General features: G+C 28.3%; 27 protein-coding genes and 1 riboswitch. Of the genes, 24 read left to right on the top strand and 3 right to left on the bottom strand.

Going from position 1 to position 26026, the window contains the following annotated elements:
* Positions 1-138: 138 nt before the first annotated feature.
* Complete coding sequence (locus IC174_RS17700; RefSeq protein ID WP_255613098.1) at positions 139-555, top strand: hypothetical protein; 417 nt, start codon at positions 139-141, stop codon at positions 553-555.
* Positions 556-734: 179 nt separating this feature from the next.
* Here IC174_RS17700 and IC174_RS17695 read toward each other — a convergent pair whose 3' ends face one another.
* Positions 735-1304, bottom strand: a complete 570-nt coding sequence (locus IC174_RS17695) for a 5-formyltetrahydrofolate cyclo-ligase (RefSeq protein WP_227436202.1) — start codon at positions 1302-1304, stop codon at positions 735-737.
* Between the two features lie 154 nt (positions 1305-1458).
* On the opposite strand from IC174_RS17695, the gene IC174_RS17690 reads away from it, so the two are divergent.
* Entirely contained in the window at positions 1459-2616 is a 1158-nt protein-coding gene (locus tag IC174_RS17690) for a S41 family peptidase (protein WP_227436200.1), read from the top strand.
* A gap of 237 nt (positions 2617-2853) precedes the next feature.
* Here IC174_RS17690 and IC174_RS17685 read toward each other — a convergent pair whose 3' ends face one another.
* Together IC174_RS17685 and IC174_RS17680 are read right to left on the bottom strand one after the other, a co-directional pair.
* A complete protein-coding gene (locus IC174_RS17685; protein WP_227483589.1) occupies positions 2854-3726 on the bottom strand; it encodes an aldose 1-epimerase family protein in 873 nt (290 codons plus the stop codon).
* Between the two features lie 393 nt (positions 3727-4119).
* Positions 4120-4311 (bottom strand): hypothetical protein, encoded by a 192-nt coding sequence (locus IC174_RS17680; protein ID WP_227436177.1) that lies wholly within the window; start codon positions 4309-4311, stop codon positions 4120-4122.
* Positions 4312-4524: 213 nt separating this feature from the next.
* Here IC174_RS17680 and cobT point away from each other — a divergent pair, with 213 nt between their 5' ends.
* The 22 genes from cobT to IC174_RS17570 all read left to right on the top strand — a co-directional run bounded on the left by cobT (position 4525) and on the right by IC174_RS17570 (position 25809).
* The gene (gene cobT / locus IC174_RS17675; RefSeq protein ID WP_227436176.1) at positions 4525-5571 is read left to right on the top strand and encodes a nicotinate-nucleotide--dimethylbenzimidazole phosphoribosyltransferase; all 1047 of its coding nucleotides are present in this window, start codon (positions 4525-4527) and stop codon (positions 5569-5571) included.
* 28 nt (positions 5572-5599) lie between these two features.
* Entirely contained in the window at positions 5600-6160 is a 561-nt protein-coding gene (gene cobU / locus IC174_RS17670; RefSeq protein WP_227436174.1) for a bifunctional adenosylcobinamide kinase/adenosylcobinamide-phosphate guanylyltransferase, read from the top strand.
* 9 nt (positions 6161-6169) lie between these two features.
* Complete coding sequence (gene cobS, locus IC174_RS17665) at positions 6170-6943, top strand: adenosylcobinamide-GDP ribazoletransferase (protein ID WP_227483588.1); 774 nt, start codon at positions 6170-6172, stop codon at positions 6941-6943.
* A 20-nt stretch (positions 6944-6963) separates the two neighbouring features.
* Positions 6964-7578 (top strand): histidine phosphatase family protein, encoded by a 615-nt coding sequence (locus IC174_RS17660; protein WP_227483587.1) that lies wholly within the window; start codon positions 6964-6966, stop codon positions 7576-7578.
* A 47-nt stretch (positions 7579-7625) separates the two neighbouring features.
* A riboswitch (cobalamin riboswitch) is annotated at positions 7626-7805 on the top strand.
* Between the two features lie 119 nt (positions 7806-7924).
* Entirely contained in the window at positions 7925-9439 is a 1515-nt protein-coding gene (locus IC174_RS17655; protein WP_227483586.1) for a cobyric acid synthase, read from the top strand.
* Positions 9440-9478: 39 nt separating this feature from the next.
* The gene (locus tag IC174_RS17650; RefSeq protein WP_227436165.1) at positions 9479-10855 is read left to right on the top strand and encodes a cobyrinate a,c-diamide synthase; all 1377 of its coding nucleotides are present in this window, start codon (positions 9479-9481) and stop codon (positions 10853-10855) included.
* Positions 10856-11818 (top strand): adenosylcobinamide-phosphate synthase CbiB, encoded by a 963-nt coding sequence (gene cbiB / locus IC174_RS17645; RefSeq protein WP_227483585.1) that lies wholly within the window; start codon positions 10856-10858, stop codon positions 11816-11818.
* Positions 11819-11850: 32 nt separating this feature from the next.
* Positions 11851-12921, top strand: a complete 1071-nt coding sequence (locus tag IC174_RS17640) for an aminotransferase class I/II-fold pyridoxal phosphate-dependent enzyme (RefSeq protein ID WP_227483584.1) — start codon at positions 11851-11853, stop codon at positions 12919-12921.
* Position 12922: 1 nt separating this feature from the next.
* Positions 12923-13810, top strand: coding sequence for a cobalamin biosynthesis protein (locus IC174_RS17635; protein ID WP_227483583.1), 888 nt, complete (start codon positions 12923-12925; stop codon positions 13808-13810).
* Positions 13798-14430 carry a cobalt-precorrin-8 methylmutase gene (locus tag IC174_RS17630; protein ID WP_227483582.1) on the top strand — a complete coding sequence of 211 codons (633 nt, stop codon included), beginning with the start codon at positions 13798-13800 and terminating at the stop codon, positions 14428-14430. The genes IC174_RS17635 and IC174_RS17630 overlap by 13 nt, the downstream gene beginning before the upstream one ends.
* An 8-nt stretch (positions 14431-14438) precedes the next feature.
* Complete coding sequence (cbiD, locus tag IC174_RS17625; protein ID WP_227483581.1) at positions 14439-15665, top strand: cobalt-precorrin-5B (C(1))-methyltransferase CbiD; 1227 nt, start codon at positions 14439-14441, stop codon at positions 15663-15665.
* On the top strand, positions 15662-16270 hold the full coding sequence (locus tag IC174_RS17620) for a cobalt-precorrin-7 (C(5))-methyltransferase (protein WP_227483580.1): 609 nt from the start codon (positions 15662-15664) through the stop codon (positions 16268-16270). The genes cbiD and IC174_RS17620 overlap by 4 nt, the downstream gene beginning before the upstream one ends.
* A complete protein-coding gene (locus tag IC174_RS17615; RefSeq protein WP_227483579.1) occupies positions 16260-16835 on the top strand; it encodes a decarboxylating cobalt-precorrin-6B (C(15))-methyltransferase in 576 nt (191 codons plus the stop codon). The genes IC174_RS17620 and IC174_RS17615 overlap by 11 nt, the downstream gene beginning before the upstream one ends.
* Positions 16828-17580, top strand: a complete 753-nt coding sequence (locus tag IC174_RS17610; RefSeq protein WP_227436149.1) for a cobalt-precorrin-4 methyltransferase — start codon at positions 16828-16830, stop codon at positions 17578-17580. Before IC174_RS17615 ends, IC174_RS17610 begins: the two co-directional genes overlap by 8 nt.
* Positions 17564-18688 (top strand): cobalt-precorrin 5A hydrolase, encoded by a 1125-nt coding sequence (gene cbiG, locus IC174_RS17605; RefSeq protein ID WP_227483578.1) that lies wholly within the window; start codon positions 17564-17566, stop codon positions 18686-18688. Before IC174_RS17610 ends, cbiG begins: the two co-directional genes overlap by 17 nt.
* A complete protein-coding gene (cobJ, locus tag IC174_RS17600) occupies positions 18685-19410 on the top strand; it encodes a precorrin-3B C(17)-methyltransferase (protein ID WP_227436145.1) in 726 nt (241 codons plus the stop codon). The genes cbiG and cobJ overlap by 4 nt, the downstream gene beginning before the upstream one ends.
* Complete coding sequence (gene cobK, locus IC174_RS17595; protein ID WP_227483577.1) at positions 19407-20159, top strand: precorrin-6A reductase; 753 nt, start codon at positions 19407-19409, stop codon at positions 20157-20159. The genes cobJ and cobK overlap by 4 nt, the downstream gene beginning before the upstream one ends.
* Before the next feature lie 18 nt (positions 20160-20177).
* A complete protein-coding gene (locus IC174_RS17590) occupies positions 20178-21656 on the top strand; it encodes a cobalt-factor II C(20)-methyltransferase (protein ID WP_227483576.1) in 1479 nt (492 codons plus the stop codon).
* A 29-nt stretch (positions 21657-21685) separates the two neighbouring features.
* Positions 21686-22591 (top strand): hydroxymethylbilane synthase, encoded by a 906-nt coding sequence (gene hemC, locus IC174_RS17585; protein WP_227483575.1) that lies wholly within the window; start codon positions 21686-21688, stop codon positions 22589-22591.
* Entirely contained in the window at positions 22581-24080 is a 1500-nt protein-coding gene (cobA, locus tag IC174_RS17580; protein WP_227483574.1) for a uroporphyrinogen-III C-methyltransferase, read from the top strand. Before hemC ends, cobA begins: the two co-directional genes overlap by 11 nt.
* 15 nt (positions 24081-24095) lie before the next feature.
* Positions 24096-25061, top strand: coding sequence for a porphobilinogen synthase (hemB, locus tag IC174_RS17575; protein ID WP_227436135.1), 966 nt, complete (start codon positions 24096-24098; stop codon positions 25059-25061).
* A gap of 169 nt (positions 25062-25230) precedes the next feature.
* Complete coding sequence (locus tag IC174_RS17570; protein ID WP_227436126.1) at positions 25231-25809, top strand: bifunctional precorrin-2 dehydrogenase/sirohydrochlorin ferrochelatase; 579 nt, start codon at positions 25231-25233, stop codon at positions 25807-25809.
* Positions 25810-26026 lie beyond the last annotated feature (217 nt).

The raw sequence follows: 26026 nt of genomic DNA, 5'->3' as shown, positions 1-26026 counted from the left end.
ATTTATTTGTCATAAAATCCCTTTTTTAATTGTTTTATACTTGAAGACAATTGTTAATAAACATTTTATTATTGATGATTTAAAGTCTAAGACAAAATTATAAATCATATATTTAAATAGATGGGAGGAGTGATAAAATTGAATGTAAAGTTTAATATTAAAGGTATAATTTATGGAGTTATAGCTCTTATATTTGTAATAGGAGGATTTATATTCATACCAAGTATGTTTATAGAAAAAACTAAACCAATAGATTATACAGTATTGCAAAGGAATTCAATACCAGAAAAGATACTTGACGTTATGGACAAATACACGAATGAAGAAAGGGCATTAGCAGCTAAAATTGATAATAAAATATACATCATAGTAACTAGGGGAAATAATAAATATGGTATTGAGATGGATAACATAGAAAGTGTAAGTGAAGAAGGAAAAGAAGTTTTGAGAGTTAAGATAAAGTATAAGGATAAGGAGGATTCTCTTCCATACATAGTGGTTGAAACAAATATGAGTGAACTTCCAGATAGAATAGAATTAAATTCTACTAAATAAAAATATATTTGTAATTAGATAACTATTTATTTGTATAGTAAAATAAAGTCATGGTTTTTATTAATGTAAATAAATCATTTTGAAGCTTTATTGATGTAAAAGCCATGACTTAAAATATTCATTGAATGAGATAAAAATTAAATATTAAACAGAGTGTTATATTAATAGTATTGAGAGTCTTAATTATTTGGTGTAAGAATTCTAGTTTCAGTAACTATATAGTTTAATTGAGCATCATGAGTTTCTTTTGGAATAGAATCGAATACCTGAAAGTCAAATGCTATTCCTATAGTTATTGCGTCTTTTCTTAAGTTCTCTAAAAATCTATCATAAAATCCTCCGCCATATCCCAATCTATAGCAATGTATGTCATATGCAACAGCTGGAACAATTACAACATCTAAAGCTTTAATATCAATTTTAGGCGATTTTTCGTTAGGTTCTCTTATTCCATATGCACCAATTTTTAGTCCGTTATCTAAATCTGTTATTTGAGTAGGAATTAATGTATGATTTTCTTTTATTGTAATAGGACTTGAGACTATTTTCTTTAGAGATAAAAGTTTTTTGATTAAATTATCTGTGTTAACTTCGTTATTAAAATCTAGATAAAGCATTATGTTAGTTGCGTTTCTTATATCCTCCATTTGAAGTAATTTTTCTGTTATCAAATTTGAATTATTTAGTATAAAATCAGCACCTTTATTTTTTCTATGCTCAATAACTTTTTTCCTAAATTCTTTTTTCATAAAATATTCCTCCCTTAATATGTTATAATGTGAACAGAATTTATATTCTAATATAAATTTTAGTATAGTTTATTGTAATAAGGCAATATATTTGGGTAAATGTAATAAAAATAACAGCTAGTCATATAATATATAATAGTTTATGTAAAAGGAGATGTATCTTGTGATTTCAAAAAAGAAAGCTATTTTTTTAGGGGTGATTTTAGTAATTATAACAGCTATGGCCACATCGGCATTTCAGCTTACATTAGGGAACAAAGTTGTAATATCAAAAGAACTCTATGAAGGCTATAAAAAATATGATAAGTTGTTAGGATTAGAATCTATTATAAAACAAGATTTTTATAAAAAAGTCTCTGATAAAGATTTAGTGGATGGAGCATCAAAGGGGTTATTCCTAGGAACAAATGATAAATATTCTGGTTATTACACTAAAGATGAAATGAAAAAGCTAATAGAAGATAGTGAGGGCTCTTATGTTGGTGTAGGGATGTATATAGGAGCATCAAAAGATGGAGGTCTTGTAGTAGTTCCTATGAAAGATTCTCCAGCAGAAAAAGCAGGAGTAAAAGCAGGAGATAAATTAATAAAAGTCAATGGAAAATCTGTATCATATAAAAATTCGGATGAAGCTGTAAGTATGATGAAAGGTAAAAAAGGCAAAAAAGTAAAGTTAGTAGTATTGAGAGAAGATAAACAACTAAGCTTTGAGCTGAAAACAGAACAGATAGTTGAGAAAAGCATAGAAAGTAAAGTAATTGATAATGATTTAGGATATATAGAAATTACCCAGTTTATATCAAGTACATATACTGATTTTGACAAAGCTTTAAAAGGGTTGAAAGAAAAGAATATTAAGGGATTAGTAATAGACCTTAGAAACAATCCTGGAGGAATGTTGGATATATGTAAAGAAGTTGCTGATGAATTAATTGGTGAAGGAACTATAGTATATACTAAAGACAATAAAGGTAATACAGAATACTTAAAATCTGATAAAGAAAAATTGGGACTTCCAATAGTAGTTTTAACTAATGGAGAAAGCGCCTCTGCTGCTGAGATATTAACTGCTGCAATTGTTGATAATAAAGAAGGTATTTCTGTAGGTACTACGACTTATGGTAAAGGGCTGGTACAGTCAGTTGTAAGATTGAAAGATGGAACAGGATACAAGCTAACTACTGCTCAATACTTTACACCTAATGGAGATTATATCAATGAAAAAGGGATAAAACCTACCATTGAAGAAAAAGATGAGAAAAAGCAACTGGATGTAGCAACTGAATGGCTTAGAGAGCAGGTTAATAAATAGAATTTAAAGTTTGTAGATATAAAAATATTACTGGAAATTTAGCATTCCAGTAATATTTTTTTGATTTAAGAAATATTAATATTAATAACACTATTTTCTAATACTATACCTACTCTCATTTCAGTAATATAGAAACTTATTTGTTTTATACTGATTATAAGAATATTTAAGGTATTTTCTATTTTGAATTACATTAATATTTTGTAAAAACACATACATGTAAATTAAATTTTTTATCTAATGTATGTCTATACTATAAGAAGTTGTAAAAATTTTTCCTTTACCTAATTTGTTTATAAATTTCTTATCTTTATAAATTTTATTAGAATGTATACTATCAGCGAGACCATACCATGGTTCTATACATAAAAATGGAGCAGTAGAATTAGTTTCGCTATAATAAGGAGTCCAAATGCCAACTAGAGGAAAATTCTTCATAGATATAGTTAGGCATTTACTATCTTTATTATTATATATAGATACTTCGTCTATGTTAGTGTATATTAAAGCATCATTTTTAAATAATTCTGGATTTAATTGTAACTTTTTTAAATCTCCAATAAATGTTATATCATCAGTAAAAGAACCATTTAAATTAATTTTTTCCACATTATTTCTTCCTTTAAACGCAAGATAGTATTTAGAAAAGTCATCTTGTTCATAAAAAGGAAGATTAAATGCAGGATGTCCACCTATAGAAAAGAATATATCTTTAGAGTCAGTATTTTTTACAATCCATTCTATATTTATGCTATTGTCATTTAATGTATAATTTATAAGCAGTTCAAAAGAGTAGGGATATTTTTTTAGAGTAGATTCGTTGGATTTTAAACTATAAGATATGAATGTATCACTTTTATTTGTAATTTCAAAATCCATATCTCTAGCAAATCCATGTTGAGTCATATTGTATAAATTTTCTTCTATTATGGTTTCATTATCAAGAAGTTTACCAACTATAGGGAATAATATAGGTGATTGTCTACCCCAATGCTTTTTATTACCATCCCAAAGAATATTTCTGTTATGTTTTTTAGAAAATATCCTAGTAAGCTCAGCACCAGAGCTACTTGATTCAATAATTAAGTTTTCATTTTGTAATATATTCATTTAAAATCTCCTTTATTATACTTTGTTAGTATATTATACTATAAAGTATAATGAGTTTTAAATTGTATTTGATATTATATTTGAAAGGTAGATTTTAGTATATTTTGAAAATTTTGTTTTGAAAATTTGGGATTATTTAAGAAATTTTGTATTATAAATAGAAGGAAATAGATAAATTGTATAGAATTAAATATATTAAGATAAGTTAATAATGTTAAATGGGAAGTGAGTTTATGGAAAAACCAAATACAAAAGTTGTTAACTTTCAAGAGTATAAAGACAGAAAAAAACAAAGAGAAGTAAACCGAGACGAACTTTTAAAGCTTATTAAAAAAATTGTGACTTCAAAATAGGGAGTTGTTAAACTCCCTATTTTAATGGGTTCCTAAAGAATTAAGACATTCTAAGTCCATCTATATAATCTTTAAATTGTGAAAAATCTGATTCACTACTTAACTCTACAGTTTCTGTACCTTCCGTATAAAAATTCTTAAGATAGATAGTATAATTATTATCAACACAATTATGATAAATACATCTATATCCATCTTCATATAAATTTTTTAATTTAGAAAAATCATCCACAATATCAACTCCTTAAAGTTCTTTTAATTATATTTTTACAAAAAGTATGTGATTGTATGCAAATTAGAAATGTAAAATAAAGGAAATTAAGATAAAATGTAGAATAATCTCTATATGTATGTAAAAATAAAAAGAAAAAGTTGAAATTTTTAGAAAATAAGAGTATCTTTTATCTAAAAAGATAATTAAAAAATAATATTGGGAGGATAGAAAATGAGTTTATTAGAAAGTATATCAAGGAATATATATTCTCTAGATAAGTCTTCTATTGAAAAAGCAAAACAGAGGTTGGACAGGCTTATACATCCAACTGGAAGTTTAGGAAAGATAGAAGATATTTGCATGCAATTAGCAGGGATATTTGGTAATGAAAATTTTGATACAACTAAAAAAGTTATAATTGCTTTTGCTGGAGACCATGGAGTATATGAAGAAGGAGTTGCACCTGACCCTCAAGACATAACAAAGTTACAATTTCCAAATTTCTCAAAAGGGCTATGTGGAGTTGGGGTAATAAGTAAATTTGTAGGAGCAGATGTTGTAGCTGTAGATGTAGGAATAAATTGTGATGAAAAATTAGATGGAGTATTAGATTATAAGATAAGAAAAGGTACTTCAAATATGGCAAAGGGACCAGCCATGAGTAAACAAGAGGCTATAAGATGCTTAGAAATAGGAATTGAAATAGCAGAGCAATGTATAGAAAGAGATTATAAAGTAATTGGTATTGGAGAGATGGGAATAGCAAATACTACTCCAAGTACTGCAATAATATCTGTAATCTCAGGATGTGACCCATCAGAAGTGACAGGAATAGGTGCAGGTCTTAAAAAAGAAAGATTAAAACATAAAGCTGATGTAATTAGAAAAGCTATTGAAATTAACAATCCAAATCCAACTGATGGTGTAGATATTTTATCTAAAGTAGGTGGATTTGAAATAGGTTCAATGGCAGGTGTTATATTAGGATGTAGTGCTAATAGAATCCCAGTTGTTATAGATGGGTTTATTTCTTATGCTGCTGCTTTAATTGCTTATAAAATAAATCCAAAAACTAGAGAATATATGATAGCATCACATTTATCAGCAGAATCAGGAACTAAAAGAGCATTAGATATATTGAAATTAGACCCTATACTAAATATGGATATGAGATTAGGTGAAGGAAGTGGAGCTGCTTTGGCATTCAATATAGTGGAAGCTTCAAATTATACTTACAAAAATATGGCGACTTTTGATGAGATAGATATGGGTCGATAAAAAATTTAATATATTTAGGAGTGTTTTGATGAGTCAAATTATTCTGGTAACAGGAGGAGCTAGGTCAGGAAAGAGTAATTTTGCAGAAAAATTGTGTTTAGATAGGAATAATAATACAGCCTACATAGCGACATCTATTCCATTTGATGATGAGATGAAAGATAGAGTAAGAAAGCATCAAGAGAGTAGACCTAAAAGTTGGAAGACATATGAAATATATGAAGATATATATTCTATAATTAAAAATATATGTGGAGAACATGAGACTGTTATACTAGACTGTGTCACACTATTAGTGAATAATTTAATGTTTTCACATAATTTAAACATAGAAGAATCTACTCAAGAAGAAATAAATAAATTGGAAGAGTATATAAAAGAGCAAATTAGTAAACTGATTAAAGAAATAGAAAAAACAAATCTATATTTTGTATTTGTGACAAATGAATTAGGTATGGGAATTGTTCCTGGAAATAAACTTAGTAGAATATATACTGATATTGTAGGTCGTATAAATCAATATATAGCATCAAAAAGCAATGAAGTTTATTTTGTAGTTAGTGGAATACCTATGAAAATAAAGGAGTAGTATGTGACTATGAAAAGATTTATTTTGATACTACAGTTTTTGACAAGGATACCTATAAAATTAGATGTAGGATTTGATGATGAATTTTACAAATCCATAGTATATTTCCCACTTGTAGGTCTTGTTATTGGTATATTAACTTATTTAATAGGATGGGTTTCTATACTTTTATTTCAGCCATTTATATGTGCGATTATAATAACACTTGCTGGTGTTTTGATTACTGGGGGGCTTCATATAGATGGATTAGGGGATACATTTGATGCAATATACAGTTATAGAGACAAAGAGAAAATGCTTGAAATAATGAAAGACTCTCGATTAGGTACAAATTCGCTTTTAGCAATTATGTTTGTACTTTTATTAAAGATTGGATTTGTATATAGTATTATAAGTAATAATTCACTATGGGTTATAATATTCATGCCAATGATTGCAAGGTTAGGAATAATGTTATTGACATATAAAACGGTAACACCAAGAGCAAAAGGAATGGGGAATTTATTTATAGGAAAATTGACTACAAGTATGTTAATAACAGCTATAATATATACATTATTGATAGTTAGTATTATTGCTAAATTAATATTTTTAGTGCCTAATATAGTATTGATTAAAGTATTATGCTCAGCTATAGCAGTTTTTATATTTATAACATTGTTTAAAAATCATATTTATAAAAAAATTGATGGAGTAACAGGAGATATATTAGGTTGTGGAATAGAACTTTCAGAACTTGTATATTTGATTTATATATATTTGTTAATTTTTATGTTTATTTAAAACTAAAAAGTGGTGATAATGTGATAAGATTAATATTAATAAGACATGCATTGACAATTGATAATGAAAAAGGAAGATTATCAGGTCATATAAATAGTTATATAAGTGAAGAAGGTAAATTGCAAATAAATAAAATTACAAAATATATGAGTAGTGAAAGTATAGATAAGATTTATACAACTCCATCTTCACGTACTAAAGATACAGTAGAGAAAATATCAAAGCTGAAATCAATAGAAATAGAAGAAAGAGAAAATCTAAGAGAAATTAGCTTTGGAGACTTTGAAGGAATAACTTTTGAAGAAATAAAAGTTAAGCATCCAAAAGAATTTGAAAAAATGATAGAAGAAGGTAGCAATTATAGATACCCAAATGGAGAAAGTTTGATAGATTCATATGAAAGAGTAGCAAAAGAGATTGACAATATAATTTTAGAAAATGATGACTATTTAAATAGAAAAGCAATACTTATATGTTCTCATGCAGGTACAATAAGAAACATAATAACACATTTGATTTCTGGTAGTTATAAATATCATTGGAACTTTAAAATTGATAATGCATCTATTACAATTTTGGAAGTTGATAATGTATTTACTGTAATAAATAAAATGAATTTTACTGATTTTATATAAATTAAACATTAAACGATATGTGCTTATAAACTTACTAACAAAAATAGAATATTAGATTAAAATTAGGTTCTCAATTAGATGTAAAAAGGGAAAAAGGTTAGATGCCTTTGCAGCCCCCGCTACTGTGAAACCAACGAAACTATAAATACCACTGTCAATTTGATGGGAAGGTTATAGGAGTAGGATGAAGTTAAGCCAGGATACCTGCCTAATTTAATTTAAAACATGAGGTCTTCGGGGTGAAAGATTTTTAATTGATATATATATAAAAGTCCTAGCTTTAGAAGCATTAGGACTTTTTTTATTTTATTTGTAGGTAAAATTTAACTTTAAGGAGGGGGAGAAAGTGGGTAAAAAAGTAATGTTACAGGGAACTGCATCAAATGTAGGTAAGAGCATTTTATCAGCAGGATTGTGTAGAATATTTAAACAAGATGGTCATACTGTTGCTCCTTTTAAGTCACAAAATATGGCTTTAAATTCTTTTATAACTAAAGAAGGATTGGAAATGGGGAGAGCACAAGTATTTCAAGCAGAAGCGTCAAAAATAGAGCCAATAGTAGATATGAATCCAGTCTTATTAAAACCTTCTGGAAATCATAAAAGTCAAGTGATTGTAAGGGGAAAAGTTGTAGGAGAAATGCATTCATCTGAATATCATGATTATAAGCTAGAATTGGTAGATGTATTAAAGGAAACCTTTAATAATTTAAGTTCAATGTATGACATTGTGGTTATGGAAGGTGCAGGGAGTACTGCAGAGATAAATTTAAAAGATAGAGATATATCTAATATGGGTATGGCAAAAATAGCAGATGCACCAGTAATAATAGTTGGGGATATTGATAGAGGAGGAGTATTTGCATCATTAGCAGGTACAATGCTTTTATTAGATGATGATGAGAGAAAAAGAGTCAAAGGAGTAATAATCAATAAATTTAGAGGGAAAAAGGAACTCCTACAAGATGGTTTAAAGATGCTTGAAGATATTATAAAAGTACCAGTTTTAGGTGTGGTTCCTTATATGGATATAAAAATAGAAGATGAAGATAGTGTAACAACTAGATTTAAGAAAAAAATGGATAAAAATGATATACATATAGAAATAATTAGAACTCCACATATGTCAAATTTTACAGATTTTAATATATTTGAAACACAAGAAGATGTAAGCCTTAGATATGTAGACTATGGAGAAGCTATAGGAAATCCAGATATATTGATAATACCTGGAACTAAAAGTACTATAGATGATTTAAAGTACATAAGAGAAAGTGGTCTTGAGTCACAAATTAAAAATTTACATAGTCAGGGTAAATTGATATTTGGAATATGTGGTGGGTATCAAATGCTAGGTAAAAAATTAAAAGACCCTTATCATGTTGAAAGTGAAATTGAAGAAGTAGATGGCATTGGTCTTTTAGATACAGAAACAATATTTGAAGAGGAAAAGACTACAACTCAAGTAGAAGCCACCATTATTGAATGTACTGGCGAATATATGAACAACCTTAAAGGTAAGAAAGTAAAAGGCTATGAAATACATATGGGAATTACAAATCGCAGTAATAAAGTAAGTAGCTTAGACTTAATAACAAAAAAACTAGATAAAGAAGTCAATTATACTGAAGGAAGTGTAAATAAAGAAGGTAATGTAATTGGTACTTATCTTCATGGAATATTTGATGAAATAGATTTTACAAGAGCAATTTTAAATAATATAAGAAAGAAAAAGGGATTAAAAGAATTAGAAAGTACTGTAAGTTCTTTTGATGAGTTTAAAGATAAAGAGTATGATAAATTGGCAGATTTCTTGAGAGAACATTTAGATATAGAGCAGATATATGAAATTATGAAATAAGAATGACTTTATATTTATACTTTAGGTAGGAGGTGTATTATGAAAAAGATTCTGATTGCAGGTACTAGCAGTGGAGTTGGGAAGACTACAATATCATTAGGCATAATGCAGGCTTTAGTTAAGAGAAATATGAAAGTACAGCCGTATAAAGTAGGGCCAGACTATATAGACCCTTCATATCACACATTTATAACTGGAAGACATTCTAGGAATTTGGATTCTTATATGTTAGATGATGAAAAGATAAAGCATATAGTAAATAAATCTTCAAAGGATGCAGATATTTCAGTAGTAGAAGGAGTTATGGGATTATATGATGGTTTTGGGATAGATTTAGATAATTGCACAAGTTCACATACTTCTAAGGTATTAAAAGCCCCAGTTATACTAGTTATAAATGGAAAATCTATGGCTGCATCTAGTGCTGCTATGGTACTAGGATATAAGGAACTAGATAAAGCTGTGGATATAAAAGGTGTTATAGTAAATAATGTAAAAACTAAGAGCCATTATCAAATAATTAAGAGTTCTATAGAGAAATATTGTAATATCGAAGTGTTGGGATACTTTCCTCCAAATAATAAATTTTCATTAGAATCCAGACATCTAGGTCTAGTTCCTAGTGTTGAGATGAAATCTTTAAGAGAAAAGTTTTATACTTTAGCTGATGAGATTGAAAACTACATAAATATTGATAGAATAATCGAAATCTCAGAAAGTGATGAATTTGAGAGTAGTTTTGATTTTCAAAATCTAATAGAAAATAATAAGATAAAAGAGCATGTTAAGGATAAATCAATAGCCATAGCATATGATAAAGCCTTCAATTTTTATTATAGGGAAAACATAGAACTTTTAGAAGAGCTTGGATTAGAAGTAAACTATTTTAGTCCTCTTGAAGATACATCAGTGCCAAATTCAGACTATATTTATATTGGAGGCGGTTTTCCAGAGATATTTGGGAAAGAACTAGAAGCAAATGAATCAATGAGAGCCTCTATACTAGAAGCACATAATAATAATATTCCTATTTATGCAGAATGTGGTGGATTAATGTACTTAGGTGAGAAGTTACTTAATCAAGAGGAACAAGAATTTAATATGGTTGGCATATTTAATGGAACTAGTAAGATGACACCTTCTTTAAAGAGGTTTGGATATTGCCTTGGTATAGCTAAAGAAAATACAATTTTATCTAAAACAGGTGAAATTATTAAAGGGCATGAGTTTCATCATTCAATATTTGAAAGTGATGAGAAATGTGCATATTCAATGAAAAAAGAAAGAGAAGGAAATTTAATAGAAGAATGGGATGGAGGTTATAGCAAAGGAAATACACTGGCAACATACCTTCATACACATTTTTATAATAACTTAAATTGCATAGAAAATTTTTTGGAAAAGGGAAATGAGTAAATGAATATTTTATCTATTTATATAGGGTATATAACAGATTTAATTGTAGGAGACCCATATTCTTTCCCTCATCCAGTAAGGTTTATTGGAAAACTTATAAATCTTATCCAAGGGATAATAAGGAAGGCCTCTAAAAATGAAAAACAGTTAAAAATTGGTGGCTTTATATTATGGTTTGTAACTGTTGGAATAACTTACTTAGCAACTTATGTTATAGTGAAGCTATGTAGTTTTAATGTATTATTAAGCACTGTAGTAAATGGGTTTATAATTTATACGACATTAGCAACAAAGTGTTTAAAAGATGAAGCTGTAAAAATTTATGATGTATTAAAGACTGGAGACATAGAGAAATCTAGAATTCAATTATCTTATATAGTGGGTAGAGATACAACTAATTTAAGTGAACCTGAAATAATAAGAGCAACTGTGGAAACTGTGGCAGAAAATACTGTAGATGGTATAATTGCACCTATGCTTTATGCATTTATTGGGGGAGCACCACTTGCTATGGCATATAAAGCCATAAACACTCTTGATTCAACTGTCGGATATAAGAATGAAAAATACAAAGATATTGGTTTTGCTTCTGCTAAAATTGATGATATAGCTAATTATATACCAGCAAGAATATCTGTTATTCTTATGACAGTAGGGAGCTTTTTTCTTGGTTATAACTATAAGAATTGTTTTAAAATTTCTATTAGAGATAGAAAAAATCATAAAAGTCCAAATTGTGCTTTTTCAGAAGGTGCAGTATCAGGAGGCTTAGGAATTCAACTAGGAGGAACCAATGTTTATTTTGGAAAAAAAGTAGATAAGCCAACGATAGGAGATAAAATTAGAGAGATAGATATAGAAGATATAATTAAAACAAATAAAATTATGTATGCTTCTTCATTGACCTCTATATTAGTATTTACGCTGGTATCTGTGGTATGTAGGATGATTTTAATTATATAAATTAATTGTGTATTGATTTAAGGGGGATGTAGATGAAGGATTTGGGGCATGGTGCTAATGTAGACGAAATGGCAAAATTGTATGGGAAAGACCCAAAAGAAATAATAGACTTTAGTTCAAATATAAATCCAAAAGTTTTACCAAATTTAGAAAAATATATTTTAAGAGGGTTAGATGAATGTAGGAATTATCCAGATATAAATTATACAAACTTGAGAAAAAATATATCAAAATATATAAATATAAATTCAAACTTTATAATACCTGGAAATGGAGCAACAGAGATAATTTATTTGCTTATGAAGAGTATTAAAAAAAGATTGGCTATAATAAACCCCACTTTTTCAGAGTATAGAAGAAGTGCCAAACTAAATAATATAGATATTATAGATTTAGAATTAGATTCAAATAATAATTTTAAACTTGATATAGATACAGTAAAAAATAACATTGAAAAATTTGATTGTTTATTTATATGTAATCCAAATAATCCTAGTGGGAATGTTCAAGATTTAAAGGAACTTGTTTGTTTATTAAATGAAAACAATAAGATGCTAATAATCGATGAAACTTTTATGGAATTTGTTGAAAATGAAAATGAATATAGTTTAGTTAAATATATAGAGTCAAATAAAAATATATTTATAATTAAAGCTGTGACTAAATTTTTTGGAATGCCTGGTTTAAGATTAGGGTATGGCCTTACAAGTAATAACAACATTATGGATAAAATTTATGAGCATAAAGAACCATGGACTATAAATTCTTTTGCTGATATGCTATCCAATTTTGTTTTTGAAGATAAAGATTATATTAGAAATAGTAAAGAGTACTACATAAAAGAAAGAAAATACATGTTACAAGAGTTAAAAAACATAAGAAATATAAAAGCTTATGATACAGATGCTAATTTTATCCTAATAAAAGTTTATAAAAAGACAGCTTATGAGTTAAAAAAAGATTTGTTTAAGCATGGAAATATATTGGTTAGAGATGCGTCCAACTTTATAGGATTGGATGACAGTTTTATAAGGATAGCTATAAAATCTCATGAAGATAATAAAATTCTTATAGAAAATATAAAAAATTTATTAGGTGATTAAAATGAAATCTTATGGAATATGCCCAGCATCATGTGGAGAGTTTGTTCAAGGGATAATAGATGATGAAGAATATCTATGTTCATATGCTATAAATATGTACTCTAAGGTATGTATTGAAGAGAAATTAAAAGATATAAATTTAGGTAGACATAAATCAAGAATAGCTATAGAAAAGGTATTTGAAAAATTTAATTTGCCTAAAAAAGATACCAAAAACATTTCTTTAAATATAAACAGCAAAATACCTGTTGGAAAAGGAATGGCAAGTTCGACAGCTGATATAGGGGCTACTATAAAAGCAACATTATCGTTAATAGATAAAGATTTAAATAGTGAAGAAATATCGAAATTGGCAGCAGAAATAGAACCAACAGACTCTATATTTATAAATAAAAATAGTATATTTAATCCATTAAATGGTACTGTTATAAAATACTTGGGAAATATAACTAATGCAAAAGTTATAATTCTTGAACCTAATAAAGTATTAGATACGATGAAAATTAGAATGAGGAAAGATTATAGTAAGCTAAAAATCGAAAATAAGGAAATTATAAAAAAGTCATTTACTCTTTTAGAAGAAGGTCTGAAGAAAGATGATTTATCCTTAGTTGGAGAGGCTTGTACATTAAGTAGTTTAGCAAACGAAAATATAGAAAAAAAAGAATACTTAAATGAAATAATAAAAATATCTAAGCTATATGGAGCCTATGGAGTAAATATTGCCCATAGTGGTACAGTAATAGGGATTTTAATTGATAAGCTTATGAATGATAAGAAATTAATAGATGTATTATGTGAGTCTAATATAAATTCTGTTTATAATAAAATCTATACCTTGGATATAATAGATGGTGGAATTAAGGGGGAAGTAGAATGGAATACATAAAGAATCCTATGAAAATAGAAGAAAGAAGTTTTGAATTAATACAAGGAATAATAGATGAAATCAGACCAGATTATAAATTTAAAAATGAGATTGAAGAAAAAATAATAAAAAGAGCTATACATACTACTGCTGATTTTGATTACTTGGATATATTAAAAATATCAGAAAAGGCAGTTGATAGTATAATAGATGCGCTAAAAAATAATGCAAGTATTTATACAGATACAAATATGGCTCTGAGTGGAATAAATAAGAAGAAGTTGGAAGCATTGGGATGCAAATATAAATGTTTAGTAGCAGATGATGAAACTGCAAAAGTAGCTAAAGAAAAAGGTATTACCCGCTCTATGGCAGCTGTAGAAATTGCATCAAAAGAAGAAGGAAGAAAGATATTTGTACTTGGGAATGCACCAACAGCTTTATATAAAGTTATGGAAATGAAATCAGAAGGGAAATTGGATGTAGATGCAGTTATAGGAGTTCCTGTAGGTTTTGTAGGAGCACAGGAGTCAAAAGATGAAGTTGAAAAGACAGATATACCATATATAATTTCTAAAGGTAGAAAAGGTGGTAGTAATTTAGCAGCAGCAATAGTGAATGCTATCTTATATGCCATGTAGGTATCTATATGGAAGAATATGTATATATAGATGGGAAAAAGTATCGAAGAGGATATACTACAGGTTCTTGTGCTACAGGTGCATCTAAGGCTGCTGTGTATATGATGATTACAAAAAATAAAATTGATACAATAAACATAGATACTCCTAAGGGAATACCACTATCATTAAATATTGATAATGTAAACATTTCTGATGATTTTGTGGAATGTTCTGTAAAAAAAGATGGTGGAGATGATATAGATGCAACACATACTATGGATATCTATGCAAGAGTTGAAATTATATCTAAAACTGATGATAGCAATAGTTATCTTACCTTAGAAAATATTGATAACATAAATATTAGTGAAGAATGTCAAAGTGAACTCTATAAATTTATTAGGGTCTATGGTGGAACTGGTATTGGAGTAGTAACTAAAAAAGGATTAAGTGTAGGTGTTGGTAAACCTGCCATAAATCCAACTCCATTAAGAATGATAAATCAAGAAATAATAAAGCTTATAGAAAGTGATTTTGAATCTATGCTTGGGCATGATAAAGTTTTAAAAATAACAATCTTTGCTCCACAAGGAGAAAAAATAGCAAAAAAAACATTTAATCCAAGGTTAGGAATAGTTGGAGGAATATCTATAATAGGAACAACTGGGATAGTTGAGCCAATGAGCGATGAGGGCTGGAAAAAATCTTTATCTATAGAACTCCAAATGAAAAAAGAACAAGGTTTAGACAAGATAATATTAGTTCCAGGAAATCATGGAGAACAATTTATAAGAGAGAAACTGAACTTAGATATTAAGTATGTAGTAAGAACCAGTAATTTTATTGGTTATATGATTAAAGAGGCTCAAAGAATAGGATATAAAAAAATATTGATGGCTGGGCATATAGGTAAATTTATAAAAGTATCAGCTGGGATTTTTAATACTCATAGTAAAGTAGCAGATGCTAGAAGTGAGATATTAGTGGCAAATCTAGCTTTAATGGGAGCTACACATGAATTTTTACATAAAATAAATCAGTGTTTAACTGCTGAAGAAGCTGTAGAGTTAATAAATAATAGCGAATATAAACAGGTTTATAATATATTGAGTAATAAATGTAGAGATAGAGTAAAGCAATATTTAAATGAAGATGTAGATGATATTGATGTAGAAGTAATAATTTTTTCAATGGATAAGTCTTTGTTAGGAAAATCAGATAATACAGATGATTTATTGGAGGTTTTTATATGATAAATATAATAGGTTTAGGGCCTGGTAACTTAGACTATATAACAAAAAAAGGTGAAAATTTAATTTCTACTTCAGATGTATTAATTGGTGGCAGAAGGAATTTAGAATCTGTAAAAAACTTTGAAGGAGAAAAAATAATATTAGATTCTAATTTAAGAGAAATTGTAGAGTATATAAATAACAATAGTGAAAAGCAAATATCAATAATAGCTTCAGGTGATCCACTGATATATGGTATAGGTAAGTATTTATCTAAAAATATTGATAATAAGATGTTAAATATGGTTTCTGGAATTAGTTCTTTACAATATATATTTTCAAGGATATATGTTGATATGAATGATTTATATATTACCAGTAGCCATGGTAAAATACCAGATTTCGATTATATACTATCACATAAAAAAGTATGTATGGTTACAGATTCTAAGATAGGACCAAAGCAAATAAGTAAAGAAATAATAGATAGGAATTTAAATAAAATTATTGTTGTAGGTGAGAATTTATCATATGATAATGAAAAAATAACAATAGCAAAGCCAGATGAAATAATAAGAATGGACAATTTCGGAATGAATGTTGTGGTGATTTTAGATGAGGAATAGTGAATTTATAACAGGTAAGGTTCCAATTACTAAAGAAGAAGTTAGAGCAATATCAATAAGCAAACTAGATTTAGTAAATGCTGAGAGTTTTATAGATATAGGTGCTGGTACAGGAAGTGTAAGCATTGAAGCTGCATATAACTATCCCAATCTAGAGGTTATATCTATAGAGAAAAATGATGCTGCTGTAGAACTTATAGAAAAAAATATTAAAAAGTTTAATTTGAAAAATGTAGAAGTAATAAAAGGCTATGCACCGATAAACATAAGCTTAAATACTAAAGTTGATTCTATTTTTCTTGGGGGTACTGGAAATAACTTAGAAGAAATAATAGCATGGTCTAAAAAAACTTTAATTACAGGAGGAAGACTTGTAGCTAATTTTATAATCATAGAAACATTTAACCAAACTCTAAAGTTACTTAGAAAATATGGGTTTAAAGAAATAGATGTATGTGTTTTAAATGTTTCTAAACTAGAGAAACTGGGAAAAGGTGAATATTTTAAACCACTAAATCCTATATATATAATATCTTGTGAAAAAGGGGAAGATGATGATGAATAAAGTACATTTTGTAGGAGCAGGACCTGGAGACAAAGAGCTAATAACTTTGAAAGGGTATAAACTATTAAGTAATGCAGATGTAGTAATATATGCTGGGTCACTTGTCAATCCTGAGCTTTTAGAATATTGTAAAGAAGATTGTCAAATACATAATAGTGCACATATGGATTTACAAGAAATAATAGATGTTATGAGAGATGGTATAGAAAATAACAAGTCTGTTGTGAGATTACAAACAGGAGATTTTTCTATATATGGTTCAATTAGAGAACAAGTGGAAGATTTAAATAAATTGAATATAGACTATGATTGTACACCAGGAGTGAGTTCTTTTTTAGGGGCAGCTTCATCTCTAGGAGTGGAATATACAGTTCCTGAAATTTCTCAAAGTGTTATTATAACGAGAATGGAAGGAAGGACTCCAGTTCCTGAAAAGGAATCAATACAATCTTATGCTAAGCATCAGACATCTATGGTAATATTTTTATCAGTTCAAGAGATTGAGAAGGTTGTATCTAAATTATTAGAAGGCGGTTATCCAAAGGACACTCCTATAGCGGTTATATATAAAGCTACATGGGCAGATGAAAAAATAGTTAAAGGAACTTTAAATGATATAGCTGTAAAAGTTAAAGAAAATAACATAAATAAAACTGCTTTAATAATGGTAGGTAGATTTTTAGGAGAAGAATATAATAACTCAAAGTTATATGATAAGGATTTTAAACATGAGTATAGAGGGTAATATCGCTATAATTTGTATTACTGAAAACGGAAAAAACTTAGCTAGAAAGATAGAATCTTTAGTGGACAATTGTGTTGTATATCAAATAAAAAATAAAAAAGGTACTTTAGATATTAGTCAGGAAGATTCTGTACAAATAATACAAAAAAAACTAAGTGATTTTGTAGGAGAGGTATTTAATAAATTTGAGTACATAATATTTATAATGGCGACAGGGATAGTTGTACGAAGTATAGCACCATATATAACAAGCAAGTTTAGTGACCCTGCAATTCTAGTGATAGATGAGAAAGGACAAAATGTAATAAGTTTATTGAGTGGACATATTGGAGGAGCAAATAGTTTAACGCATTATATAAGTAGTCTTATCAATGCGAATCCAGTAATAACAACAGCTACTGATGTAAACCAAAAAGCTTCTTTAGATATGATAGCAAAAAAATTAAATGCTTATATTGATAACTTTAGAGAAAATGTAAAAGAAGTAAATTCTATGTTAGTAAATGGTAAATGTGTTGGTTTGTATGTTGAGGAAGGCTATCAAGTTGACACTAGAGGATTTAAGCTTATAAAAAGTAGTAAAGGATTAAAAGATAGTTTTTTAAATAAAGATATAGAAAAGATAGTTATAGTAAGCAACAAGATAAATTTTACTAAAGATATAGAAAGTTTAGATGTGGATAATAACTTTACACATAATTATTACAGAGAAAAAATAATAAAAGTGATTCCAAAGGATATAGTTATAGGGATTGGGTGTAGAAGATACACAGATAGTAAGTTGATGTTTGATTCTTTACTAGAATTTTTTGAGGTACAAAATATAGATATTAAAGCTGTAAAAATAATTGGAAGTATAGACCTAAAAAAAGATGAAAAGGCAATCATTGATTTAGCAAAAAAGCTAAAAGCGCCATTTAAGACATTTTCAATAGATGAAATATCCAAAGTTGATGATATGTTTGATAAATCCGATTTTGTGAAAAAAAATGTAGGTGTATATTCAGTAGCAGAACCTGTAGCATATCTTTTAAGTAAAGGAAACTTAATAGTTGAAAAACACAAATATAAAGGAATAACTTTTTCGGTAGGGAGAATAAAAATATGATATATGTTGTAGGAATTGGACCAGGAAATAAAGATACTATGACTTTAGAGGCGATAAAAGCGATAGAGGACTCTGAGGCTATTGTTGGGTATAAGACTTATATAAATTTAATAGAAGAATTTATAAGTGATAAAGAAATAATTCAAAATGGTATGAGACAAGAAGTTGATAGATGTAAACAAGCAGTAGAAGAAGCGAAAAAAGGGAAAAAAGTAGCAGTTATAAGTAGTGGAGATGCCGGTATATACGGAATGGCAGGACTTATTTTAGAATTAATATCTAAGGAAAGTGAAGACATAAGAGTTAAAGTAATTCCAGGTGTTACTGCTAGTATTGGTGCAGCAGCTATACTTGGAGCACCTATTATGCATGATTTCTGTCATATAAGTTTAAGTGATTTAATGACTCCATGGGAAGTAATTGAAAAAAGATTAAAGTTAGCTGCAGAAGCTGATTTTGTAATATGCCTGTATAATCCAAGAAGTAAGGGAAGAAGTGAACATCTAAGTAAAGCATTTAAAATAATGGGAGAGTTTAAAGATGGAAATACACCTGTTGGAGTGGTCAAAGATGTAGGTAGAGAAAAAGAAACTAAGTTTATATGTACTTTTGAGAATATGGATTTTGAAAAAGTTGATATGACTACTATGGTTATAATCGGAAATAAATCTACTTATATTGATGGTGAACTGATGATAACTCCAAGAGGTTATACAGTATGATTTTGATTCTAGGAGGAACTTCAGATAGTTTAGCTATATGTGATATGATAAATGAATTGGAAAATCAGTCCTATGTACTTTCAGTAACTACAGAATATGGAAAAGAACTTGCACAAAAACATACAAATAATATAGTTTTAGGTAAGCTTGGAAAAGAAGAAATGCTAAGGTTTATAAAGGATAATTATATAGCTAGAATAATAGATGCTACTCATCCTTATGCAGTTGAAGTATCTAAAAATGCTATTACTTGTGCAAAGTTATCAAACATAGAGTATATAAGATTTGAAAGAAAATCGTTAATAGAAGAAATAAATTATGACAATAAGTTTATAGTAGATACAATTGAAGAAGCCTGTAAAATTGCAAATAAAATAGGAAAAAATATATTTATAGGAACAGGAAGTAAAAACTTAAACAGATTTGTAGAAGGAATAAGTAATAAAAATTTAGTGGTTAGAGTTCTTCCGACAAGTGAAGTTATCTTAAGTTGTGAAAAATTAGGTTTAAATGCAGACAATATAGTAGCAATGAAAGGTCCGTTTAGCCAGTGTATAAACGAGGAAACATATAAACATTATGATGTAGATTTAGTTATAACAAAAGAAAGTGGGGTAGCAGGAGGTTTTTTAGAAAAAGTAAATGCATGTAAAAATCTCAATATACCAGTAGTAATTATTAAACGAGAATCGATTAACTACGAAAATGTAATTAATGACATAAATAAAATTAAAGACATAATTGTGTGATTTTTAGGAGGAGAAGATATGAAGAAAGCCTTATTAGTAGTAAGTTTTGGGACAAGCTACCATGAAACAAGAGAAAAGACAATAGATGTGTGTGAAAATAAAATAAAGAATTCGTTAAAAAACTATAATTTTTTTAGAGCGTATACATCAAATATGATAATAAATAAAATAAAAAAAAGAGATGGCATAGAAATAGACAACCCTACACAAGCTTTAGATAAAATATATGAGCAAGGGTATGACGAAGTAATAATTCAAACGCTTCATATTATATGTGGAGAAGAATTTAATAAGCTAAAAGAACAAGTAGAAAGCTATTCTTCTAAATTTAAAAAACTTATATTAGGTAGACCTTTACTTACTCACATAGAGGATTATCAAGAATCAGTAGAGGCAATTAAACATCAAATTCCTCATATGGAAAGTGATGAAGCAGTAGTATTTATGGGTCATGGAACAGTTCATGAGTCTCATTCAGCATATCCAGCCTTAGAATATATGCTTAGAGATAATGGAGTAAATGCTTATGTTGGTACGGTTGAAGGTTATCCAGAAATAGAACATGTAATGAGAAGATTAAAAGAAGGAAATATAAAAACTATAAATTTAATGCCATTTATGTTAGTTGCAGGTGACCATGCCATAAATGATATGGCAGGAGATGAAGAGGATTCTTGGAAGACAATACTTGAAGATAATGGATTTAATGTGAAAATTCATTTAAAAGGGCTAGGAGAAAATCCTTATATACAAGATAAATTTGTTCGTCATACTCTTAAATGTGCAGAAACTGCTAAGTTTTATGGTATAGGAACAGGACCAGGAGATAGTTCTTTACTTACAATAAAAGCAGTTAATACTCTAAAAAAACTAGATGTTTTATACACTCCAGAGTCAAAAAGGGGTGGAGAAAGCTTGGCATTATCAATAGTTAATGAATATTTACCAGAATCACTAGAGATAAAATCTAGACATTTCCCAATGAGTTTTGATGGAAACGAAAAAGAACTAGCTTGGGACAATGTAGCAGAGGAAATTATATCAGATGTTAATAATGGTAAAAATGTAGGATTTGTAACATTGGGTGACCCTATGCTTTATAGTACATATGTGTATATAATGAACAGAATAGTAGATGAGATAGAAGTAGAAACTATACCAGGAATTTCTTCGTTTTCTAATATAGCATCTAATCAAAATTTTCCATTAGTTATGGATAGAGAAGCATTAGTAGTAGTTCCTTGTACTATGGAAGATGATAAGATAGAGAATGCTCTACAAAATTATAATTCTATAGTGTTAATGAAAGTGTATAAGAATTTTAAAGAAATAATAAAAAAATTAGAAAAATATAATCTGATAGAACATGCTATTTTAGTTAGTAATTCGTCTCAAGATAGTGAAACTGTATTTAAGGATTTAAGAGAAGCACATCTTGAAGATAAGATATCTTATTTTTCTACGATACTAGTAAATAAAGAGAACAAAATAAAATAGACGAATGTAATATTTAAAGGAGATTTAATATGAATATCGTGGTTGGAACTAGGGGTAGTAATCTAGCACTTATACAAACTGAATGGGTAATAAATGAGCTAAAAAAGAAATATCCTTATATTAATTTTGAAATCAAAATTATAAAAACAAAAGGAGATATAATTCAAAATGTTTCATTAGATAAAATAGGTGATAAAGGATTATTTGTAAAAGAAATAGAGCAACAATTATTGGATGGACAGATAGATATAGCAGTACATAGTATGAAAGATATGCCTTCTTATTTGGCAGATGGACTAAAATTTGCTCATACACCTAAAAGAGAAGACCCAAGAGATGTGTTAATACTTAGAGATGAATATAAAAGCCTAGATGATTTACCTCATGGAGCAGTAATAGGAACAGGGAGTAAAAGGAGAAAATTTCAATTATTAAAGCAAAGACCTGATTTAAACATAGTTCAAGTTAGGGGAAATGTAGAGACTAGAATACGAAAAATCAAAGATGAAAATCTACATGGAATTGTATTAGCTGCATCAGGAATAATAAGGGCTAATTTACAAGATAAAATAAGTTCTTATTTACCTGTTGATGTTGTCATTCCAGCACCTGCTCAAGGGGCTTTAGCTATAGAGATAAGAAGTAATGATAGTGATGTTGAGGAGATAGTGAACTCACTAAAAGATAATGATACAGAAATCCAAATATTAGCTGAAAGAGGATTTTTAGATGGTGTGAATGGAAGTTGTCATATTCCAATGGCAGCTTATTGTGAAATAAATCAAGATAAAATACATCTTACTGGTTTATATGGAGATTCAGAAGGAAATAAAATAGTAATTAAGTCCATAGAAGGAGATATCTCTTCTCCTAGAGAGTTAGGTTTAAAGTTAGCTAAACTTGTATTGAAGGAGTATGAAAGTTATGAAGGGTAAGGTTTACTTAGTAGGTGCAGGACCAGGAGATTATAAACTCATGACTCTGAAAGGCTTAGAGTGTATAAGAAAATCGGATGTAATAGTATATGATAGATTAGCAAATAGTAGTTACTTAAGAGAAGCTAAAACAGATTGTGAATTTATATATGTAGGAAAGGCATCAAGCAATCATATTTTGCCACAAGAAGATATAAATAGAGTTATAGCAGAAAAAGCTAAAGAAGGAAAACTTGTGACTCGTTTAAAAGGTGGAGACCCTTATGTATTTGGTAGAGGTGGAGAGGAAGCAGAGACTCTAGTGGATGAAGGTATAGAGTTTGAAGTAGTTCCAGGGATAACTTCTGCAATAGGAGGTTTATGCTATGCGGGTATTCCTATAACACACAGAGACCACGCTTCATCATTTCATGTAATAACAGGTCATCTGAAAGGTGATGATAGTGGGGAATTAAATTGGAATGCTCTTGCAAACAATAAAGGCACTCTTGTGTTTTTGATGGGGATTTCTAACTTGAAGAAAATAAGTGAAAACTTGATGAAAGAGGGAAAGAGCAAAGATACACCAGTTGCTCTTATAAGTTGGGCAACTAGATATAATCAAAGGGTTGTTACATCTACACTTGAAAATGTCTATGAAGTTGCTATCAAAGAAGAAGTAAAACCACCAACTCTTATAGTAGTTGGAAGTGTTGTAGGACTTAGAGAAAAACTGAATTTCTTTGAGGGGAAACCTTTGTTTGGAAAAAGTATAGCTGTGACTAGGTCTAGAAATCAAAATAGTGTATTAGTAGAAAAGATAATGGATTTAGGTGGGAATCCAATAGAGATACCTACTATTAAGATAGAAAAAATACAGAATAATACTAAATTGGAAAATGAAATAAAAAATATAAATGAATATAACTATCTAATACTAACCAGTAAAAATGCAGTAGAAATATTTTTTGAGAAGATTTATGAAGTGAATTTTGATTCAAGAATATTATCTAACCTAAAGATATGTGCAATAGGCTCAGCAACGTCAAGTGAATTGAAGAAAAGAGGAATTACAGCAGATATAGTACCAAAAAAATTTGTAGCAGAATCATTATATGAAGAGCTATCACCAATTTTAACTGAAAATGATAAGATACTTATACCTAGAGCAGAAAATGCTAGAGACTATTTAGTTGATAAGCTTAAGGAAATTTGTGAAGTAACAGAAATACATACATATAGAACCGTGATAGATGAAGATAAAAGAAATGAAATATTAGATATTTTAAATTCGAATGAGATAGATTATATAACATTCACAAGTTCATCAACAGTAAATAATCTTATTGAGATTATAGGAAAAGAAAATATTAAAATTTTAGATAAAATAAAAGTATTGTCTATAGGGCCTATAACTACAGAGGCAATAAATAATTTAGGAATAAATTTATATAAAGAGGCTACAACATCTACAATAAATGGATTAGTAGATTTAATTATAGAAAATTAATTTTGGAGGATTGAGATGTTAAGAAGACCAAGAAGACTAAGAGCAAGTAAAGCAATAAGAAATTTGGTAAGAGAAACTAAAGTAAATGTAGAAGATTTAATATATCCTTTATTTGTAGTAGAAGGGGAGAATGTAAAAGAAGAAATTAAATCTTTACCAGATGTTTATCACTTATCAATAGACATGTTAGAAGAAGAAATAAAAGAAATAAGAGATTTAGGAATTGAACATATAATGTTATTTGGTGTACCAGATGAAAAAGACGAATGTGCATCACAAGCATTTAATGAGAATGGAATAGTACAAAAAGCGATTAGAAAGATAAAGGAAATAGATTCAAATATAAATGTAATAACAGATGTCTGTATGTGTCAGTACACAAGTCATGGACATTGTGGAATTTTAACAGATACTGGTTATGTTGATAATGATAAATCATTAGAATATTTAGCTAAGATATCTGTAAGTCATGCTAAAGCAGGAGCAGATATGGTTGCTCCATCTGACATGATGGATGGAAGAATACAAGCAATAAGAGAAGCTTTAGATGAAAATGGTTTGGAAAATATCGGTATAATGGCTTACAGTGTCAAATACGCTTCAAATTTTTATGGACCTTTTAGAGAAGCAGCTCATTCAGCACCATCATTTGGAGATAGAAAGACATACCAGATGGACCCTGCAAATAGCAATGAAGCTATGATAGAAACAGAACTTGATGTATTAGAAGGTGCAGATATACTTATGGTTAAACCTGCATTATCATATTTAGATGTTATAAGAAGAGTTAAAGATAATTTTGATTTGCCTTTAGCTGCTTATAATGTAAGTGGAGAATACTCTATGCTTAAGTTAGCTGTTAAAGAAGGATTATTAAATGAAGATGTAATTCTTGAAGCAATCACATCTATAAAGAGAGCAGGAGCAGATATAATAATAACTTACTTTGCTAAAGATATTGCTAAATTATTAAGAAAATAAGCTATTAAAATATAAAGTATTATGAAAAGTATAGAAATTGTAATTTGTTATTTTAAAATATTTTCATCTACAAGTTTAGTAATCTATAATCTTAGTAAATGAAAATATAAGTGACTTTACAATTTCTATATTTGTTTATGTATTTAATAAAAATTTTGGAGGGTAAAAAATGCTATATCCTATTAACTTAAAATTAGATGACTTAGATGTAGTCATAATAGGAGGAGGAGAGGTTGCATATAGGAAATGTAAAAACTTTTTAGATTTTAATAAGAGTGTTACTGTAGTTTCTAAACATATTTTAAATAAGTTTCATGATTTAGAAGGTAACATAAATATAATAAAAGACGATTATAAAGAAGAATATATAGAAAGTAGCTCTGTGATAATTGCTGCTACAGATAATAGGGAGCTGAATTTAGAAATAGGATTATATTGTAGAAAAAATAAAAAACTAGTAAATGTTGTTGATAATGTAGAAATATCAAATTTTACTGTTCCATCATATGTAAAAAGAGGTGATTTGCTTATAAGTGTATCCACAGGGGGTAAAAGTCCATCTTTGTCTTCAAAAATAAAAAAGGAGCTAGAAGAAAAATATACTGAGGATTATGAGGAATATTTGAACGTGTTAGGCGAGATTAGAAAAGAAGTTATAAAAAAATATCAAGATAAAAATAAAAGAAAAAGTATACTTAATATGTTGATAGTACTTGATTTAGATGAATTAAAAAAGTTTAATGTATAAAGTTTTTTAAAAAAAATATAAAAAAGCTGTTGACGAATTATTTTTAAGGTGATATAGTATTACTTGTCCTTAAGAAAAGGGCAAACATGAAAAATGAACTTTGAAAATTAAACAGTAGGTTAATTTATAAAACAAGAAACAAACCATAAAGCCAGATATTTAGATAACAATAGTATCTGAGCCTGATAAACTTTTATTTGAGAGTTTGATCCTGGCT

It is taken from the genome of Clostridioides sp. ES-S-0001-03 (assembly GCF_020676075.1).
Classification (GTDB): Bacteria; Bacillota; Clostridia; order Peptostreptococcales; family Peptostreptococcaceae; genus Clostridioides.
This window is presented reverse-complemented; position numbering and strand designations above follow the sequence as displayed.

Excerpts from the sequence above, each read along its gene's own strand:
- hemB (WP_227436135.1), top strand. The coding sequence starts at position 24,096 with ATGTTAAGAAGACCAAGAAGACTAAGAGCAAGTAAAGCAATAAGAAAT.
- IC174_RS17690 (WP_227436200.1), top strand. The coding sequence starts at position 1,459 with ATGTATCTTGTGATTTCAAAAAAGAAAGCTATTTTTTTAGGGGTGATT.
- IC174_RS17640 (WP_227483584.1), top strand. The coding sequence starts at position 11,851 with ATGAAGGATTTGGGGCATGGTGCTAATGTAGACGAAATGGCAAAATTG.
- cbiD (WP_227483581.1), top strand. The coding sequence starts at position 14,439 with ATGGAAGAATATGTATATATAGATGGGAAAAAGTATCGAAGAGGATAT.
- cobJ (WP_227436145.1), top strand. The coding sequence starts at position 18,685 with ATGATATATGTTGTAGGAATTGGACCAGGAAATAAAGATACTATGACT.
- IC174_RS17615 (WP_227483579.1), top strand. The coding sequence starts at position 16,260 with ATGAGGAATAGTGAATTTATAACAGGTAAGGTTCCAATTACTAAAGAA.
- cobS (WP_227483588.1), top strand. The coding sequence starts at position 6,170 with ATGAAAAGATTTATTTTGATACTACAGTTTTTGACAAGGATACCTATA.
- IC174_RS17570 (WP_227436126.1), top strand. The coding sequence starts at position 25,231 with ATGCTATATCCTATTAACTTAAAATTAGATGACTTAGATGTAGTCATA.
- IC174_RS17620 (WP_227483580.1), top strand. The coding sequence starts at position 15,662 with ATGATAAATATAATAGGTTTAGGGCCTGGTAACTTAGACTATATAACA.
- IC174_RS17685 (WP_227483589.1), bottom strand. The coding sequence starts at position 3,726 with ATGAATATATTACAAAATGAAAACTTAATTATTGAATCAAGTAGCTCT.
- cobA (WP_227483574.1), top strand. The coding sequence starts at position 22,581 with ATGAAGGGTAAGGTTTACTTAGTAGGTGCAGGACCAGGAGATTATAAA.
- IC174_RS17590 (WP_227483576.1), top strand. The coding sequence starts at position 20,178 with ATGAAGAAAGCCTTATTAGTAGTAAGTTTTGGGACAAGCTACCATGAA.
- cobU (WP_227436174.1), top strand. The coding sequence starts at position 5,600 with ATGAGTCAAATTATTCTGGTAACAGGAGGAGCTAGGTCAGGAAAGAGT.
- IC174_RS17695 (WP_227436202.1), bottom strand. The coding sequence starts at position 1,304 with ATGAAAAAAGAATTTAGGAAAAAAGTTATTGAGCATAGAAAAAATAAA.
- cobT (WP_227436176.1), top strand. The coding sequence starts at position 4,525 with ATGAGTTTATTAGAAAGTATATCAAGGAATATATATTCTCTAGATAAG.
- IC174_RS17610 (WP_227436149.1), top strand. The coding sequence starts at position 16,828 with ATGAATAAAGTACATTTTGTAGGAGCAGGACCTGGAGACAAAGAGCTA.
- cbiB (WP_227483585.1), top strand. The coding sequence starts at position 10,856 with ATGAATATTTTATCTATTTATATAGGGTATATAACAGATTTAATTGTA.
- IC174_RS17650 (WP_227436165.1), top strand. The coding sequence starts at position 9,479 with ATGAAAAAGATTCTGATTGCAGGTACTAGCAGTGGAGTTGGGAAGACT.
- cbiG (WP_227483578.1), top strand. The coding sequence starts at position 17,564 with ATGAGTATAGAGGGTAATATCGCTATAATTTGTATTACTGAAAACGGA.
- IC174_RS17635 (WP_227483583.1), top strand. The coding sequence starts at position 12,923 with ATGAAATCTTATGGAATATGCCCAGCATCATGTGGAGAGTTTGTTCAA.
- hemC (WP_227483575.1), top strand. The coding sequence starts at position 21,686 with ATGAATATCGTGGTTGGAACTAGGGGTAGTAATCTAGCACTTATACAA.
- cobK (WP_227483577.1), top strand. The coding sequence starts at position 19,407 with ATGATTTTGATTCTAGGAGGAACTTCAGATAGTTTAGCTATATGTGAT.
- IC174_RS17630 (WP_227483582.1), top strand. The coding sequence starts at position 13,798 with ATGGAATACATAAAGAATCCTATGAAAATAGAAGAAAGAAGTTTTGAA.